This is a genomic window from Aureisphaera sp. (assembly GCF_059726885.1).
Map to the genome: position 1 here is coordinate 3156186 of NZ_AP041051.1, position 16554 is coordinate 3172739.

At 39.3% G+C, this 16554-nt stretch carries 14 protein-coding genes; 6 read left to right on the forward strand and 8 right to left on the reverse strand.

Annotation, left to right across the window (positions count from 1 at the left end):
- Positions 1 to 3: 3 nt before the first annotated feature.
- Entirely contained in the window at positions 4 to 345 is a 342-nt protein-coding gene (locus tag AC6JAD_RS14195) for a hypothetical protein (protein WP_461303011.1), read from the forward strand.
- 29 nt (positions 346 to 374) lie between these two features.
- Positions 375 to 4157 carry a hypothetical protein gene (locus AC6JAD_RS14200; RefSeq protein WP_461303012.1) on the forward strand — a complete coding sequence of 1261 codons (3783 nt, stop codon included), beginning with the start codon at positions 375 to 377 and terminating at the stop codon, positions 4155 to 4157.
- Between the two features lie 47 nt (positions 4158 to 4204).
- Here the strand turns inward: AC6JAD_RS14200 and AC6JAD_RS14205 are convergent, their stop codons facing one another.
- From AC6JAD_RS14205 to AC6JAD_RS14215, 3 genes are read right to left on the reverse strand one after another with little or no spacing between them, the layout of a single operon-like run.
- Positions 4205 to 5590: a pyridoxal phosphate-dependent decarboxylase family protein gene (locus AC6JAD_RS14205; RefSeq protein WP_461303013.1), complete on the reverse strand. Its 1386-nt coding sequence runs from the start codon at positions 5588 to 5590 to the stop codon at positions 4205 to 4207.
- A 14-nt stretch (positions 5591 to 5604) separates the two neighbouring features.
- Entirely contained in the window at positions 5605 to 5979 is a 375-nt protein-coding gene (locus AC6JAD_RS14210; RefSeq protein ID WP_461303014.1) for a DNA topoisomerase IV, read from the reverse strand.
- A 34-nt stretch (positions 5980 to 6013) separates the two neighbouring features.
- Positions 6014 to 6451: a helix-turn-helix domain-containing protein gene (locus AC6JAD_RS14215; protein WP_461303015.1), complete on the reverse strand. Its 438-nt coding sequence runs from the start codon at positions 6449 to 6451 to the stop codon at positions 6014 to 6016.
- Positions 6452 to 6744: 293 nt separating this feature from the next.
- On the opposite strand from AC6JAD_RS14215, the gene AC6JAD_RS14220 reads away from it, so the two are divergent.
- From AC6JAD_RS14220 to AC6JAD_RS14230, 3 genes are all read left to right on the forward strand, one after another.
- Positions 6745 to 7908, forward strand: coding sequence for a M14 family metallopeptidase (locus AC6JAD_RS14220; protein ID WP_461303016.1), 1164 nt, complete (start codon positions 6745 to 6747; stop codon positions 7906 to 7908).
- Positions 7909 to 7945: 37 nt separating this feature from the next.
- Positions 7946 to 8428, forward strand: coding sequence for an Lrp/AsnC family transcriptional regulator (locus AC6JAD_RS14225; protein WP_272862256.1), 483 nt, complete (start codon positions 7946 to 7948; stop codon positions 8426 to 8428).
- 79 nt (positions 8429 to 8507) lie between these two features.
- Positions 8508 to 9011: a DinB family protein gene (locus AC6JAD_RS14230; RefSeq protein ID WP_461303017.1), complete on the forward strand. Its 504-nt coding sequence runs from the start codon at positions 8508 to 8510 to the stop codon at positions 9009 to 9011.
- 4 nt (positions 9012 to 9015) lie between these two features.
- On the opposite strand, the gene AC6JAD_RS14235 is transcribed toward AC6JAD_RS14230, so the two are convergent.
- Both AC6JAD_RS14235 and aroB read right to left on the reverse strand, forming a co-directional pair.
- A complete protein-coding gene (locus tag AC6JAD_RS14235; RefSeq protein WP_461303018.1) occupies positions 9016 to 9306 on the reverse strand; it encodes a hypothetical protein in 291 nt (96 codons plus the stop codon).
- A 59-nt stretch (positions 9307 to 9365) separates the two neighbouring features.
- Positions 9366 to 10439 (reverse strand): 3-dehydroquinate synthase, encoded by a 1074-nt coding sequence (gene aroB, locus AC6JAD_RS14240; RefSeq protein ID WP_461303019.1) that lies wholly within the window; start codon positions 10437 to 10439, stop codon positions 9366 to 9368.
- A gap of 64 nt (positions 10440 to 10503) precedes the next feature.
- Here aroB and AC6JAD_RS14245 point away from each other — a divergent pair, with 64 nt between their 5' ends.
- Complete coding sequence (locus AC6JAD_RS14245; RefSeq protein WP_461303020.1) at positions 10504 to 11676, forward strand: proline dehydrogenase family protein; 1173 nt, start codon at positions 10504 to 10506, stop codon at positions 11674 to 11676.
- 4 nt (positions 11677 to 11680) lie between these two features.
- Here the strand turns inward: AC6JAD_RS14245 and AC6JAD_RS14250 are convergent, their stop codons facing one another.
- The 3 genes from AC6JAD_RS14250 to AC6JAD_RS14260 form a co-directional block, all read right to left on the reverse strand.
- Positions 11681 to 13837 carry a DUF2135 domain-containing protein gene (locus AC6JAD_RS14250; protein ID WP_461303021.1) on the reverse strand — a complete coding sequence of 719 codons (2157 nt, stop codon included), beginning with the start codon at positions 13835 to 13837 and terminating at the stop codon, positions 11681 to 11683.
- A gap of 97 nt (positions 13838 to 13934) precedes the next feature.
- On the reverse strand, positions 13935 to 16055 hold the full coding sequence (locus AC6JAD_RS14255; RefSeq protein ID WP_461303022.1) for a DUF2135 domain-containing protein: 2121 nt from the start codon (positions 16053 to 16055) through the stop codon (positions 13935 to 13937).
- Positions 16056 to 16147: 92 nt separating this feature from the next.
- The gene (locus AC6JAD_RS14260) at positions 16148 to 16537 is read right to left on the reverse strand and encodes a hypothetical protein (RefSeq protein WP_461303023.1); all 390 of its coding nucleotides are present in this window, start codon (positions 16535 to 16537) and stop codon (positions 16148 to 16150) included.
- Between the last annotated feature and the right edge of the window lie 17 nt (positions 16538 to 16554).

A 16554-nucleotide genomic window follows, 5' to 3' on the forward strand; every position in this document is an offset into this window, starting at 1 on the left:
AATATGAAAAAGTTTTTGATTCTATTATTATTTACGGTTTCAAGTTGCTCAACCTTTTGCAAAGGTGGCTCAGACATATCTTACGACGAAGACTATGATATTGAAGTATATAATGTGAAGAAAGTAAAGGGCTTTTTGTGTATCAATAATGAGTACATAATAGATGTAGCTTATGACAATAGTGAACCCAAAAGAAAATTCCTGCATGATATTTTACAAAAAGGAGATCGGCTTATTACCAAAGCACATAATGATACGATTCATTTGTTGCGGGATCAGGAATCGTTTTGGTTCATTCTTCATGGGGACTCCGGTAGTCCAGACAAAAAAGCGACCAGTAATTAAAAGTTAAAAGAATGTTATTCTCAAATATTATGAAAAAGTACAAATTAGTAACCCTATTCACTTTACTCCTCTGTCAAATTTCGTTTTCTCAGGAAGGGGAGGATATGTTGTTGCCAAAGCAAGAGAGTAAAAATGCTTCTCTAACAGAATCTCAAACCCCTGTTTCAGTTCCTTCAGATTCACCTTTCTCTTTAGGAAAATCTATTGAAGGTCTTATTGAAAATTCGGTAAATGCTGCCAATGGAAAGGTCGCTTTTAACGTCCCTATCGCTACTATAGCAGCTAAAAGTGTTTCTTTTCCGGTTTCATTCAGTTATAATGGACAATCAGCTTTTCAACAGGGAAGAAAAACCAATGAGTATGCTCCAACCAGCACATTGGGAGTTGGGTGGTCCTTTACTATTCCCAAAATAATAGCAGACCACAAAAATACGGGGACTCGTGAAGATGACACCTTCTATATGGTAGATGGGGGTTCAACAATAGAGTTGTTGCCCATTGGGCAAAGCGGTGGTATTTGGTCATATAGACCTCAATCCTACGCCCCCATCGAAGTTACATTTAATACGACACAAGATGAGTGGAAAGTTGTAGATGAGAACGGAAGAATATTTATTTATTCAGATCGTTCATATTTATCTACTTGGGGCAATTGGATTGGTAGTACTAGACAAACACCTACAGGAAGGATGTCCTTTGAGTGGCGTATAAAAACAATTAAGGATCAGTGGGACGTTAACTATTTAACGTTCATGTATGACGTTGTTGAGGGACGGAACAATAGCTCTCAAACCACAAACAAACATACAGAAGCTTCGTATGTTTCTGAAATAATATCGTCGCAAGGAGGAAAAGTTGTTTTTAACTATTCGAATAAACATAGTCATGAATACTTCGAACCTTACACCCAGACTGCAGAACCTGATGCGTACCAAGAAAGGTTTGAAAAAAAATATCTTACCAACGTCAGCATATACAATTCGAACAACAATATAAAGTTTACATATGATTTAAAATATTTGGTTGTAGACACACAAGCGGCTTCAACCAAGAAAAGATACCTAACTTCTATTACCAAAGGGGATGGTCTTTCACAATCCCTTCCATCTCAGGAATTCGAGTACCATACTGCCGTTGGAGCTTTTCAAGGAGGAATTGAAAAAATCACATATCCCTCCGGTGGTACTGTAACCTATGATTATGAAAATAAGCTCTTATTTTCTAATTCTCGTAAAAACACAAGCGCTATAAGCGATTATACCTTGCTCGGCGTGCATGCAGGAGAGTCTTACGCCTTGAAATTCTATATTTCGAATCAAGAATATGGTACCGATTTGCATAGATTAAGAGCTATGCGCTACGTTTGGAGTGGTGATCAATTCGTGCAAGATGAAATTTATGATTTTGATAATAAATTGTTCGAGGTAGGGGGTAGTCCTATTCAGAGATTACAACAAGTTGAATTTGTTTTTAAAGGAGATTTTTATGGAATTCTGAATCACAGGTACTCCACGGATAGTGCAGATCTTTTCCTTTTTCATTTAAATTGGGATGGAAGAAGCTGGGATACGTATAAGCAAATAAACCTTTACGTAGGGGCTGGAGACCCTAAACTTATGGCAGGGGATGAGTATGTTAGTGTTGGCACACACCATCAAGGAAGTCTTAAGAATTACTTTTGGGCTGGGGATGATTGGCGCTTTAAATCTATAAGCCAGGGAAATGGACAGTATTATTATGGTGCTGGGCACAATTTTATAATTGCTCTGAATGAAGATGGAGGATATGATTTTATTACCGGTCAAGCGCGTTTGGATAATTATTATATCCATTATTTAGATAGTGAGAAAAAATGGGTTAGCAAATCGTGGACGGATTATATGCTTGCACGTGTGGCCACAGTGGAACTTCCGAGCCATTTCTTTCCTGGAAGGACTATGACGGGTTATATTGCACATGACAATCCTGAGTTCTTTTTACGTTGGGACACCAATTATAATGTCAATGCTGTAGACGACGTCATTGGTGCCTATGATGATGATAGGAACCTCATTTATTCTTCCTTTAATAATATGAATACCATTTCTTGGTTTTGGGCCAAAGAACCGAGTAAGTCTTCTAGATTCAATGGTAGCGCATGGAACGTTAAAAATATTGGAGATGGTATTACTTCTGGACAAACGTACAATACGTATATTGGTGAGGACATGATATTGTCTAGGGAAGAATACAACCCCAAGCGTTTCTTTTACAAACGATACAATCCCAACACCAACACTTGGTCAAATCATTTTCTTCAACCTTTCACCAACCATGTGAGCTATCACGCTGCAATAACAAGGAACTTTGCCGTGGCAGGTAATCATTTATACACAAGAAACTGGGCAAGTGGGGGAACATTAGGTGGAGCGAGTTTACTGCATCCCACAAAAAACACTAGTATTGTAAAAACGAACCACAATGATCATATTTTGGTTGAGTTAGGCCAAAACCCAAGCGAGAAACTTACAAAGCTTATAAGTAGAAACAAGGAGACTAATCAAATTCAATATGAAGATTTTCCCAACAATTTCTTTGAACCATTTTATTTGCATAGTACACCGGTATTGGATCATGCATATATGTCCAATTCCAATATGTTCTTAAGAGGGCAATCCTCGAGCTCTGGTGGTTTTACGGTGTATCTTCATCGCTTGATTGAGGATAAACAAACAAATGACAACATCTATGATGTTGTTGTAGATAAGATCATCTTAGACTCTCAGACAGGTTTACCGCGGGAAATAGATTATTCTTATACAGCAGATTACACGAATGCTTCTCAAACCAATACTTTTTATGGAGAAGTTACCATTAAGAATAATGGTAGTGGAATTGGTTCAGGTAACATTGGATATACAAAGCAATACTTCAATACGGGAGAGACCGATGCAAGAATGGCCGGGCTTATGGAAAAGCAGGAAATTAGAGATGCATCAGGAAATTTAGAAAGTGAAACTATAAACAATTGGTCGGTAGTGCTCACTAACTCTTACTACAACGGACAGTACCATATTTCTACCGCATTCAGTGTAAAATTAATGGATACTTATGAAAGACAAAAGTTTGAAGGTACTTCACAAATTGAAACAACTACGGACTTCACCTATAACAATTTAGGCCTAAAAACGAGCCAGACCACAACCAATAGTTTAGGGCTTTCCGAAAGACAAGACATAAGTTATGCTTACCAGTACTACTCATTTGTTGACGATAAGAATATGCTCAATCTTCCATACGAGATTACTGAAAGACTAAATGGAGAAATAATTTCCATTGGGCGCACAGAAATGGCCACGACGGCTTCTGGAAAAGTATACCCAAAGAAAATATTATCTAAAGCCAACACCTCTGATTTCAGATTAATTTCAGAAATAACAAACATAGACGACAATGGCAATATTTTAGAGGTGCATGATGGCAACGGAGTGTATTTAACCACACTTTATGGATATGACCATAAATATGCTGTGGCCACAGTAAACAATGCTAGGTTTAGTGAGGTTATAGCTGAATTGGATTACAGCTATTCAGAACTGCAGAATTTAGAAAGCGGACTAAAATCAGCTTTGTTGCCACTATACTCAGGGCTACCTCTTGAAACAATGACCCATATTAGCCTTTTCGATTCTGAGGGGCACTTGGTTACAGAAATTGACTCTAGAAAGCAAGAAATAAACTACACTTACGATTCGTTTGGTAGACAAATAAGAACCCTGGATAAAGATGGAAACATCCTAGATGAGAAGAAATATAATTTTGGATCGAACTAAACACGGTAATTAAATTTAAAAAAAGCCCCGACTGGGGCTTTTTTTAGTTAAATATTCTTTTCTAATAAAAAGTTTGCCGCATTTTCCTCCACAAAACGCTCTAAAGTGGTAAAGAAATCCTTTATGACCCCTGTATCATTATTCACATTTATGGTTACCAATCGCACAAATTCATCTTCATTGAAAGTGCCATAACCTACGAGCAATTGAGAATGCTCATATAGTAAGGTGCAAAGATCCCTAGCCGGAATTCCCTTATAATTGAAACAAACAGAGATAGATTCATCTATACTGTAATCCTGATAGTCTGGATGATTTCGAACATAATCGCGCGCAAAGTCAGCCAATTCAAATTGTTTGTTAACCATTTCTTCCAATCCTTGGGTCCCCACGCTTTTCCATAAGGTCCAGAACTTTAGGGCGTCATTACGACGACCACATTGCAATGACGTTTTTCCTAAGTTAAAATCATCGTGATCAGTTTGATATAGGTAACTAGCATCGTTGGAGAAGCTATCATAAAGGTATTTTTTATCCTTCACCATAAGTAAAGAACAGGTAAGGGGAGTACCCATCATTTTATGGGCGTTTAGGCTAAAGGAGTCTACTTTCGAAAGACCTTTGAGCAAATGCGTGTATTTCCCACTAAAAATAACAGACCCGCAGTACGCTCCATCCACATGCAACCAAACCCCGTATTTCTTACAGATATCCGCAATACCATCTATGGGGTCAAAGGCTCCTAATACAGTGGTTCCCGCTGTGGCATTCACCAAAGTAGGAACATATCCGGCTTCAAGATCCTTAACGATAGCAGTTTCTAGAGCATCCACCTTCATACGGCCCATTCCATCCACTGCCACAGATCTCACATTATCCCTGCCTATGCCACTAAAAGCAGCATTTTTGGGGGTGCTATAATGTGATTCGCATGAAGTATAAACAGTTAAGTTGTTTTGCACGCCTTCATAGCGAGCTTTCCGTTGCTTGAAATCGCGGGCCATTAGCATTCCCATGAAGTTGGTCATGGATCCTCCAGAGGCAAAAGTACCATCCGAATCTCCATCCCAACCAATGATATCACAAACTTTGCGCAACACGGCCTTTTCTACACCGATCATAGGGCCGGCAGCTTTATAGGTGTACATGCTATTATTGAGCATTACAGCCAATAGATCCCCTAATATCGCCTTGTCATTACGTCCGCCAAATAATTGATTGAAAAAGGCATTGGTAGCCGTTCTCGGGGTTTTAAATACCAAATCCTGTAGAATGGAAGCAAAATCGTCTTCAGAAATGGGCTTTTCTTCCAGGCCCAGATCCATTTGATCGAATAGTTCTTCGGAGGATACAAATTCAGCTACCGGATTTGTCGCCTCATCTTCCAATAAATTATGTACAATTCTTTGAAATAACTCCAAGGATTTTTTCATTGCAATCTTTTAAACTATTTAACTTTTACAGCAGTTCCCTTCTGTTTGTTCGCCTCGCCTACAATGCCGTATTCAAAGGTATAGCTGTTCTTGTCTGTAGACAATATGCGCATATGGATAGCCTTCTTCTCAGCCATATTCTTAGGGTGTACTTTCTTAACGATATACTCACAGTCATTAATCCATCGTATGGAAGAGGTATCCGCTTTTCCCCGAAAATAATCAATTTCCAGAGAATCATTTCTCACGAATGTAGTCGTCTCAATTTCAGTTCCTATCAGGGCTTCGAATGTAAATGTTCCGGTTTTAAATTCGGAACAATCTCTTTTTGGTGGAGAAAAGCAGCTTGAAAGCAATAAAAGGGGTACCATCGCAATAATTGGGCGCATATTGGGATTTTGTACAAATTTACGAAGATGATCCTTATTTGAAGGCCTTAAAACTTCCGTCTTTATAAAAAATTACAATTTGATCGATTTCAGAGTCCTTATTGGAAACACTGGTAACGGATTCTTCAGAAGTTGGAACCGGGACATTCTTAATTTCCCTGTCCTTTTTTTCGATGATGGTTTTTGAAGTGTCAAAAACATCCTCGGATGCTTCAACCGGTTTCTCGGCAATTTCAATTTTTGAAGTGGGAGGGAAGGAACCTTTTCCATTTAATAACCAATACAATTCTACTTCCGGGAATTCCTCCAGCACCTTCATTACGAATTCTAAACTTGGCTTGTTTCTACCCGAAAGTAAATGCGAAATAGTGGACCGGTTAAACGCAACTTTTTCAGAAAAGGCAGTAGCAGATAATCCATAAAATTCAAGGATTTTTTGAAGCCTTTTCGAAAACTCTAGTGTGTTTACCATTGTAACTTTAAGTTATACCCAACTTAGTTACAAATGTAATCAAGGTGAATGGATAGAACAAGTTAAATTTGTAAACACAGGAATTAATCATTGAATAATTAGTTTACATTAAGACACCTAATATTCTGAAAATAAATAAATTAAATTTATATTTACATATAGATGTTAAAATTTGCGGTATTGTTGTAAACTTTACCACTCTATTGTTTACAGGAATTAACAGAATTCATCAAATTAATTGGTTACAATTGTAAACTTATAGATGTTTACTTTTGTAAACGTTATTTTTCTGCATGAAAATTGAAGCTTGGTATCAGACGTATTTTGAATCGAAATTAAAAGGCCGTTATATCGCCTTTCATCACCTCGACCCCATATTGGAATCCTATTCCGAAAAGTTCAATTTGGAAACAGTTGGGCGATCGGTAAATGGTCAAAAAATTGTTTCGCTTACCATTGGTTCGGGATCAAAAAAAGTGCTGGCTTGGTCTCAAATGCACGGGAACGAATCTACCACGACCAAAGCTTTATTCGATTTTTTTAAATTCCTAACCCAAAAAGAGTACTTCCAAGACGCAATACAGGAGTTCCTTAACAATTACACCTTTAAGGTTTTGCCAATGCTTAATCCCGATGGAGCCGAGCTATATACCCGGGAGAATGCAAATAGTATTGATTTAAATCGTGATGCCAAGGAACTTTCCCAACCCGAAAGCAAAGTGTTAAGGAAAGTGTTTGATGCGTTTTCGCCTGATTTATGCCTCAATTTACACGATCAGAGGACATTGTATAGCCTACCCGGAGGAAAAAGTGCTACGGTTTCATTCTTGGCGCCTGCTGCAAACCCTAAAAGATCCACGACCAAAGCCCGTAAAATGGCAATGGATAGCATTGCTAGGATGGCAACGATGCTTAACCGGCAACTACCTAGGCAGATTGGAAGATATGACGATACATTTAACGATAACTGCGTAGGCGATACCTTTCAATCTAAAGGGATTCCTACCATTTTGTTTGAAGCGGGCCATTTCCCTAATGATTATAGTCGGGATGTTACCAGAAAGTATATATTTTATGCTTATTTGAAGCTTTTTGGCCTGTACCCCGATGATGGCATTGAATTAAAACCGCTATCGTATCGTTCTATTCCGGAGAACGAAAAATTATACCGTGATATCTTACTGCGTAATGTCCGTATGGACGGTTCGGATGAAATTCAAGACGTTGCCATTCAGTATGAAGAACAATTGACAGAAAAGGGCATTTTATTGGTGCCAAAAATTGACGAAATCGGAAATTTATCGAATTATTTGGGACACAAGGAAATAGATGGGGAAGGAGCTGAAATTTTGATGAATATTCACGAAAACGTTTTCGAAAATGAGAAAGTGTCAATGATTGTTGATAAATACGCAACTAATCGTGTATTTTTCAAAGATTCCTTCGACGTTTTTTAGGAAAAGATATATTTTTGCCATGACAACGTAAACACTTATGGCAAAATTTAAACTAGACGAAACCGACCATCATATCTTGGATATGTTGATTGAAAATACAAGGACACCATTTACGGATATTGCTAAAAAACTTCAAATTTCTGCAGGTACCGTACATGTAAGGGTTAAAAAGATGGAAGAGGCAGGAATTATTATTGGTTCTTCCCTAACAGTAGATTACAAAAAACTAGGATATTCATTCATTGCGTATGTAGGTGTGTTTTTACAAAAGACATCGCAAACACAATTTGTTTTGGAGCGTATCAATGAAATTCCTTTTGTTACTGTAGCCCATGTGACTACAGGGAAGTTCAATATTTTCTGCAAAATACGCGCAAAGGATACAAGCCATGCAAAGGAAATTATTTATCAGGTAGATGATATTGAAGGGGTTACCCGTACAGAGACAATGATCTCTTTGGAAGAGAGTATTAATGACAAGAAACGATTAATGCATTCTATTTTCCACGAAATAAAATAGCTTGTGTTAAATATATAGTAAACCCCTCGTTCTCCAACGAGGGGTTTTTTATATTTGAAACGTATCTAAAACCTAGGCTATGACACCTGGAATTGACTATAATACATATTACAAACAATACATCGATTTAACTGGGAATAAACCTATTCTGGAAAGCTTGGAACACGGTCTTTCGGCCACCAAAGCCTTTTTCGATGATATTCCATTAGATAAGCACGATTACCAATATGCCGATGGAAAATGGACGCCTAGGGAGGTATTATTGCATATCATTGACACTGAACGTGTATTTGCGTATAGGGCGCTTCAATTTGCGCGGGCAGAAAATGTAGTGATTAAAGGGTTTGACCAAGACGAATTCGCTATGACAGCACGTCCCGTAAAACGAACTATGGAAGAGTTACTGCACGAATATGCTGCAGTAAGGAACGCGACCATAGCCATGACCAAAAGCTTTTCTGGGGATACACTAAAAAGAAGGGGAGAAGCGAGCGGTTCGCCATTATCCGTACTAGCAGCTCTTTCCATTATAAGTGGTCATGAAATACATCATGCGCATATTATAAGTGAGCGTTATTTATAGATTTTTAATCGTCGTCACCCGTATTCTTATCCGGTAACTCACTAATGGGCTCATTGTAATCGGATTGGTCGTAGTCGTCCAAGTCGAAGTTGGCCATGGAGTTTACCAAACGTGAACTCACTTTAACAAGGTATTTGGTGTCTTCAGTATCTACTTCGACCGCTTCAACAGTCTCATTCCTGGCATTTTTGAAAACAATAATATGCTTATCGTCATATCCATCTGGATATTTGTCAACAAGTAACGAGAGGATCTCAGGCGTCAACTTTTTATAATCAACGATTACTCTTTTCATTTTGGGGAATATGATGGTTGTAAATGGTACTTTAAATATACAGCAGAATTTTCAAAAAATTAAAAATCGTTGAAAAATTTAAATGCCTCGTGAATGATGGCATTTGGAACTTTACAATTCAATTTATGGATCCCGATGTCTTCCAAAAGTACAAATTGAATACTTCCATGGGAGTTCTTCTTATCGAAGATTAACAATTTAATAATCTCATCGATTTCTGTGCTCGAAAACGATACCTTTTCATAACGTTGCCTTATAAAGACTGCAACTTCTAGAAGTTTACCTTCGGGAAACTGGAACAATTTGTGTGAAATATAATTGGCTAAAACCATTCCAATAGCAATGGCTTCTCCGTGCAACAAGGTTTGTCTTTCCGAAGATTGCAAACAAAAGGATTCTATGGCATGACCAAGTGTATGACCATAATTCAGGGTTTTGCGAAGCCCTTGCTCGAGGGGATCTTGGGTAATGACTTCGTTTTTAATTAAAACAGATTCCCAGATAACCTCCTCTAAATCTACTTTTTGGTTCCGAGTCATGTTCATTACCTTTTTTAGGTAGCTTTCAGAATGGATCAATCCATGCTTGATCATTTCGGCCATGCCGCTTCTGAATTCCTCATCGGATAGGGTTTCTAAAAATTGAATGTCAACAATTACGCTGTGAGGGTTCTTAATGATGCCCACTTGATTTTTAAGGCTACCAAGATCCACACCATTTTTTCCTCCAACGGCGGCATCTACCATTGCCAATAAGGACGTAGGGATATTAATGAACTCAATTCCCCTTTGGTACGTACAGGCCACAAACCCGCCCAAATCGGTTACAACTCCACCACCTAGGTTTATAAGTAAACTTTTTCGGTCAGCACCCAGCCCAGACAACTGTTCCCACAATTGGGTACATGTACTAATGTTTTTATGAATCTCGCCCACAGGAATGCTGATGTGTTCATAGGCAACATCCAAATCAATACAAGCCTCAAAATAGGGAAGGCAGTGTTTAGCGGTATTGGTATCGGTAAGTACAAATACTTTGGAAGGGTTCAGCTCTTGTATGGTATTGGAAACAACTTCCCATCCATACTGTCCTAAATATACAGATCCTCTGTCCTTTACAATTTTTTTCTGCATCCTTTAATTTTGGGCTGTTTGAGATATCAAATCTAAGTATATTTGTGACGATATTAGTATTGAAATGACAACAAAACATCTTTTCGACAATACGGAAATCGCGTTTAAGTTAAAGAATGACTCTCAATTAGAAAGGGCCTATTTTTTGTTTAAAATGATTTCTAAAGAACCATTGGTGCGCATAGGAACCGCGGCTACAAAATTTGCGCTTAACATTAACTTACCGGTAGAAGGACTTATTCGATCTACGGTATTCGATCATTTTTGCGGGGGCGTGAACGAAGAGGATTGTATGCCTGTGGTAGATAGCTTGAAAGAAGCCGATGTTCATTCGGTACTGGACTATTCTGTGGAAGGGAAGGAGGAAGAGGCGCAGTTTGACGCTACCATGGAAAAGGTGATCGAGCTAACCCGTTTTGCAAAGGAAAAGAAAGCTATGCCATTTTCAGTGTTTAAACCCACTGGACTTGGAAGGTTTGAAATCTGGCAAAAAATTACAGAAAAGCAGCCTTTATCAGAAAGTGAAAAGGAAGAGTGGGAACGCATCGTAGCGAGATACGAAAAGATATGCCAGATTGCATACGATTGCGACATAGCTTTACTGATCGATGGTGAGGAAACTTGGATGCAGGACGCTGCAGATGAACTCTGTGAGCGTATGATGGAGAAATATAACAAGGATAAGCCAATTGTCTTTAATACGCTACAATGCTATCGTTGGGATCGGTTGGATTATTTAAAGGCCATACACGAAAGAGCTAGGGCAAAAGGCTATAAGCTTGGTTTTAAGGTCGTACGAGGGGCTTATATGGAAAAGGAAAATGACCGAGCAGAAGCAAAGGGATATCCTACCCCCATTTGTGCTAGCAAAGTAGCTACGGACGATCATTTTAATAGTACCGTGAATTATATCTTGGACCATTTAAGTGATATTTCCCTTTTCTTAGGGTCTCACAACGAACAAAGCACCTATTTGGCAATGGAAGTGATGAATGCCAAGGGTCTACTGCGTAATGATACCAGGGTATGGTTTGGGCAATTGTACGGAATGAGCGATCATATCAGTTATAATTTGGCCGCTGCCGGTTATAATGTAGCAAAGTATATTCCTTTCGGTCCGGTAAAAGATGTAATGCCTTATTTAATTCGTAGGGCAGAGGAAAATACCTCCGTAGCCGGTCAAACAAGCCGAGAGCTGGATTTGCTGAAACGCGAAAAACAACGTCGGGGACTGTAGTTTCTTACTGTGTTGCCACCCTTACTGCCAATTGTTCGCTACCTTTTTTAAACAATCGGAGTACATATTCTTCTGTGCGCTCATTGGAAGAACCGTAACCATATTGCACCAAACAGCGAAGGAATACTGGTTTTTCGTTTCCTTCCGTTCTATTTCCTAAATATTTTACGTTAATCTGCCATACCCCTTTATCTCCACCTGCTATTTCGAATTCCTCTTGCAAGTATCCCTTAATTTGTTCATCCATTAACCTTGTTTGGTTTTCGGCGGTATGTTTCCATGTTACAAAATCCCGTTGGGGATTGATAAAAGTTAACTCGAAATCAGCATCCCAATCACTCCAATCGAATACAATACGCGCATCCAAAGGTTCTTTTTTAAGATGTGAAACTTCAATTTTACTCAATTCCAAGTTGTTTTTGTGTTCAGCCACCAAGTTTCTTATTTCTTGGTTCGCAGTTTTTTGAATAGGTGTGAAGTCCACATTGGGATTGGCAGATCCCTTGGCAATTGAAAGCAGTAAATCCAAAGCCGCTTGGTAATTACCGTTATTCTTTTGTGCTTTAGCTAGATCCATATAGGCTTGTATTCTATTGGGGTGAGCATTAAGCGTAGCTTTGGCAATATCTAGTTCCATATCATAATACTTCTTCTCTTTGGCCTTAAAGAGCAAAGAGCGAAGCGCACTAAAATCCTTTGAGTGTAATTCTAGGATATTGGATCCAACTGTCTTTGCGAGTACTTGATTTTTTGTGGTGAAGAAATCGAATAGGTCCACAAAATAATTGGGATTATCCATTTCAGAATCCCTTTGTGTCAAGTAATTGGCATAAGCCTCCTCTGTGTCAGAATATTTCGATAAAGATGTAAGGTACAACTGTGTATATTGTGGGGGAGGAGCAACATTCCCTTTATAGCCTGTCGTTTTTTTCTGTGTTTTCTCACTTTTTAAACGATCCTCAGCCTCCTCCATGTCGGCCTTACCTTTGGTCTTAATAAGAATTACACCGCCACTGCCTTCAGATCCATATCTGTTGGTGGCTGCGAACCCCTTTAATATTGTAATATCGGCTATATTGTTCGGATCGATAAAGTTTGAAACCTGGGCCCTTGTACCCGAAGAAGGCCTTGTAATGGATTTAGGTATCGGGACGCCATCGATTAAGATAAGTGGGTGTCGTGCCCACAAAACAGAATTAGCCTGTCTAATTGTTGCAACGCTAATATCGGAATTAGATCCATCGCCAACCCCGGAGATTTTTCCACTTAGCGCACCAGATACGGTTCCAAAACCTGTATTCATATCTTCTGCTGAAACGCTCTGAACGGCATAACCCAAGGACTTTTTATCGACCCTGCCATACCCTGTGGTTACTAGCTTTTCTTCTTTATCCCTTTCTTTTTGGAGGAATACTTGAGACAGTTCAATCCCTGCGTTACGAACCCAGATATTGAGATTGCTGTTTTCCGTCATGGTTTCTTCCACTTTGGGAAGGCCTGGGGCTTCAACCACAATAATATCTCCAGGTTTCGCCTTTATTTGAAAGGAGCCATCGCTGGCAGGTGCTATTTTGATTCCCGTGTTTTTCACTGCAATGGAGACCATTTGCGGCATTACGTCCTCACCGTATACATTTCCGGTATAGATCATTGGAGTTGCATTATAGAATGGCTTCTCTTTGGGAGCCAAGTCGATAAACCTCCCTTTGTTGGATAAGGCCAGAAACTGAAGGTTTTTTAAGTCATGATCATATTTACTGTTTATAACATACAATGCGTTGCCTAAAGAAGGGACATCCTTTTCAATGTTTTCAACCCCGTCAGTAAAAAGTAGAGTGGTCCCATCGGTAAAGGTTTTGGTCAGTGTATGGTATCCCGAGGCACCATCGTATTGCGCATTCTGAAGTAGTTTTTTTGCCGGTTCCCATTTCCCATCCGTAATTGCAAAGTCCTTGGACTTGGCTTGAATGCCATTAAAGAGAATTACCCTTGCAGTACAGTTTGGGTATTTGGAGAAATAGGTGTCGAGGAATTCCAATTCCTTATCTAGGTTGCGTTCCTGCATAGATAGTGATACATCCCATGCGATGGTTACTTTTTCCTGGGCGAAGGCCAGAAAAGTGCTTAAAAATAACAAGCCAAATAATATCTTACGAGCCATGATCTAGAGTATTTCTACTAAATGTACTAAAGATTGTCAACAAATTGTGTTGTTGATTTGTTAAGGTTCCTAAGGTTTACAAATGACGACGTCTTCTTTACCCAGAATGTGTGTTCAGACTAAAAGCAAGCTGTTCACTGCCTTCTTCAAACAGATGGATAATGTATTCCTCGGTCCGCTCGTTTCCATTTCCAAAATTGTATTGTACAAAGCAACGAATGTATTCGGGCGATTTTTTCTGACTTCGATTTCCCAGGTATTTTACGATCACATTCCAAACACCTTTTTCCCCTCCGGCAATTTCAAATTCTTCCTGTGAGAATCCTAGGGTTAGTTCTTTTTTCAATCGCTCGGGGTTATCCAAAGTGTGCTTCCAACGGGTGTAGTTTTCATCAGGGCTAATAAAAATAAGTTCAAAATCAGAGTCCCACTGGCTCCAATCGAATACAATTCTGGCTTCCAAAGGTTCTTTCTTAAGATGGGTAACCTCCGTTTTGCTAATTTCCAGGGCATCCTTGTGGTTCGCCAAGAGGTTCCTTATTTCCTGATCAGCTGTTTTGCGCAATGGGTTAAAATCCAGGTCAGGACGTATGGTCCCTTTAGTAATCCCTACGAGTATATCTAGGGCTACCTGAAGTTTATTGTTGTTTTTCTGAGCCATCGCTAGATCAAGGTAAGATTGAATTCTATCTGGGTAATATTCAACCATAGCCTTGGCAAAATGCAGTTCCATATCGTAGAGCTTTTTCTCCCTTGATTTAAATAACATGGTGCGCAAAGCCCCAAAGTCACCACTATGCTGTTCTAATACACCATAGCCAATGGTTTTAGCGATACGGGTGTTTCTCGTTGAAAAGAACTCGAAGAGATCCACAAAATAAGTGGCATTGTCCATATGGGCAACACGTTGCTTTAGGTACAGGGTGTAGGCAGAAAACACATCAGATTGTTGTTCGAGCTCCTTCAAATAGGTCTTAGAGTATACAGGGGTGTCCTGGATATTGCCCTTGTACTGATTTACTACTTTTCTTGCCTCTGCTTCCCGTAATTCCCTACGCTCCCTTTCGGCCATCATTTTGGTTTTGAGAAGAATAGCCCCTCCAGAAGCTTGCGATCCGTAAATTACCGTAGCAGCAAAACCTTTTAACACCGTTACAGAATCTATAGAGCCTGGACTAATAAAATCGGTGGACTGTCCTATAGGCAAGGGGACCCCGTCCAAAATGATCAATGGAAAATTATTGCCTACTATACTTGTTTGTCCCCTAATAATGGAGGTTTCAATATTGCTTCCCCTAACACCCGGAAGTTTTCCACGTAGGGCTTCACTTATGGTTGTGGAAGCCGAATTGAAGTTCTCCGATTCCAAAGTGGTAATTCCATAGCCAACATTTCGTTTTTTCTGGCGGCCATTGCCCGTGTTGACCTCTTCTGTATCTTCTTCCTTCTTTTTCTTTTCTAAAAGAACTTCATCCAATTCAATACCATCATATTCCATCCAAATATTCAACTCATCATTTTCAGAAAGGACCTTTTCAATGGGGGCAATACCAGCAACCTCAACCACGAGTACATCTCCGGGCCGAGCAAGCACTTCAAAATTGCCATCAAAATCTGGACGAACCTTTTTGTTGGTATCCTTTATCCGAATGCTTACAGCTTCCATGGGAACATCGACCCCGTGAATGAATCCATTAAAAAGCTGATCCTTATTTGCGTCTCTTTTTACTGCCAAGGGAGTAACATCTACAAACCGGCCCTTGTTGGAAAGTGCCAAAAACTGAAGGTTTTTTAGGTTTTTATCGGTTTGGCTATTGATGACGTACAATTGTTTGCCCAAAGGAGGAAGTTCCTCCTCTATATTTTCCAAACCATCCGTAAAAAGGAATGTCGTTCCGTCCTGCCAAATGGAGGTTAGGGTGTGGTATCCTGTAGCACCATCGTAAATGGCTTCTTCCAATTCCTTTTTAACGGGACCCCAATCACCATCCTTCACGGCCACATCATTGTGCTTGGATTGTATGCCATTGAAGAGAATTACACGTGTTCGTGTATTGGGGTATTTGGTAAAATAATTATCAAGGAATCCTAACTCCTTTTCTATGTTTCTGTTTTGCATGGAAAGGGAAATATCCCACGCTATGGTTACTTTTTCTTGTGTAAATACTAAACTGGAAGTACAGAAAAGTAGGAGGCACGCAATTTTTTTTAATGTCATTTCACGATTGGTTATAAAATGACCTTAAAGATAAAGAACAAAGCAATGCTTGGATGTTAAAGACCTGCTAACAGTAGGGGGTAAGGGTATATTTAATTTTTGGTTTTGGTGATTGTGATGTCTTCTACCTTCGCCAGGTTTTCACAATTTTCAACGGTAATTTTCAACCATTTTTCAGATACTTCGCCACGAATCACATATAGGTTACAATCATCCCGCTCGGTATCACTTTGGGAAAAGAGAACGTCTCCATCTTCCAGCACCTTGGAGATTGCAGAGGTATCCAATTGTTGGCGTGTGAGTTCTTGTAATACATTATCGGAAAAGGCACGCTTCTTAAGCCTTATGTTTTTAAGTACACGTGCATTGGGTAGATAATCCATTTCACAGGAGGCGCCGCTACCGCCTATAAAGAAGTACAAAAAGCATATTCCTAGCAATAATCCACCAAAGTAGTAGACGAATCTTTTAATTAAAGGCATTGAAAATCAGAGTGATA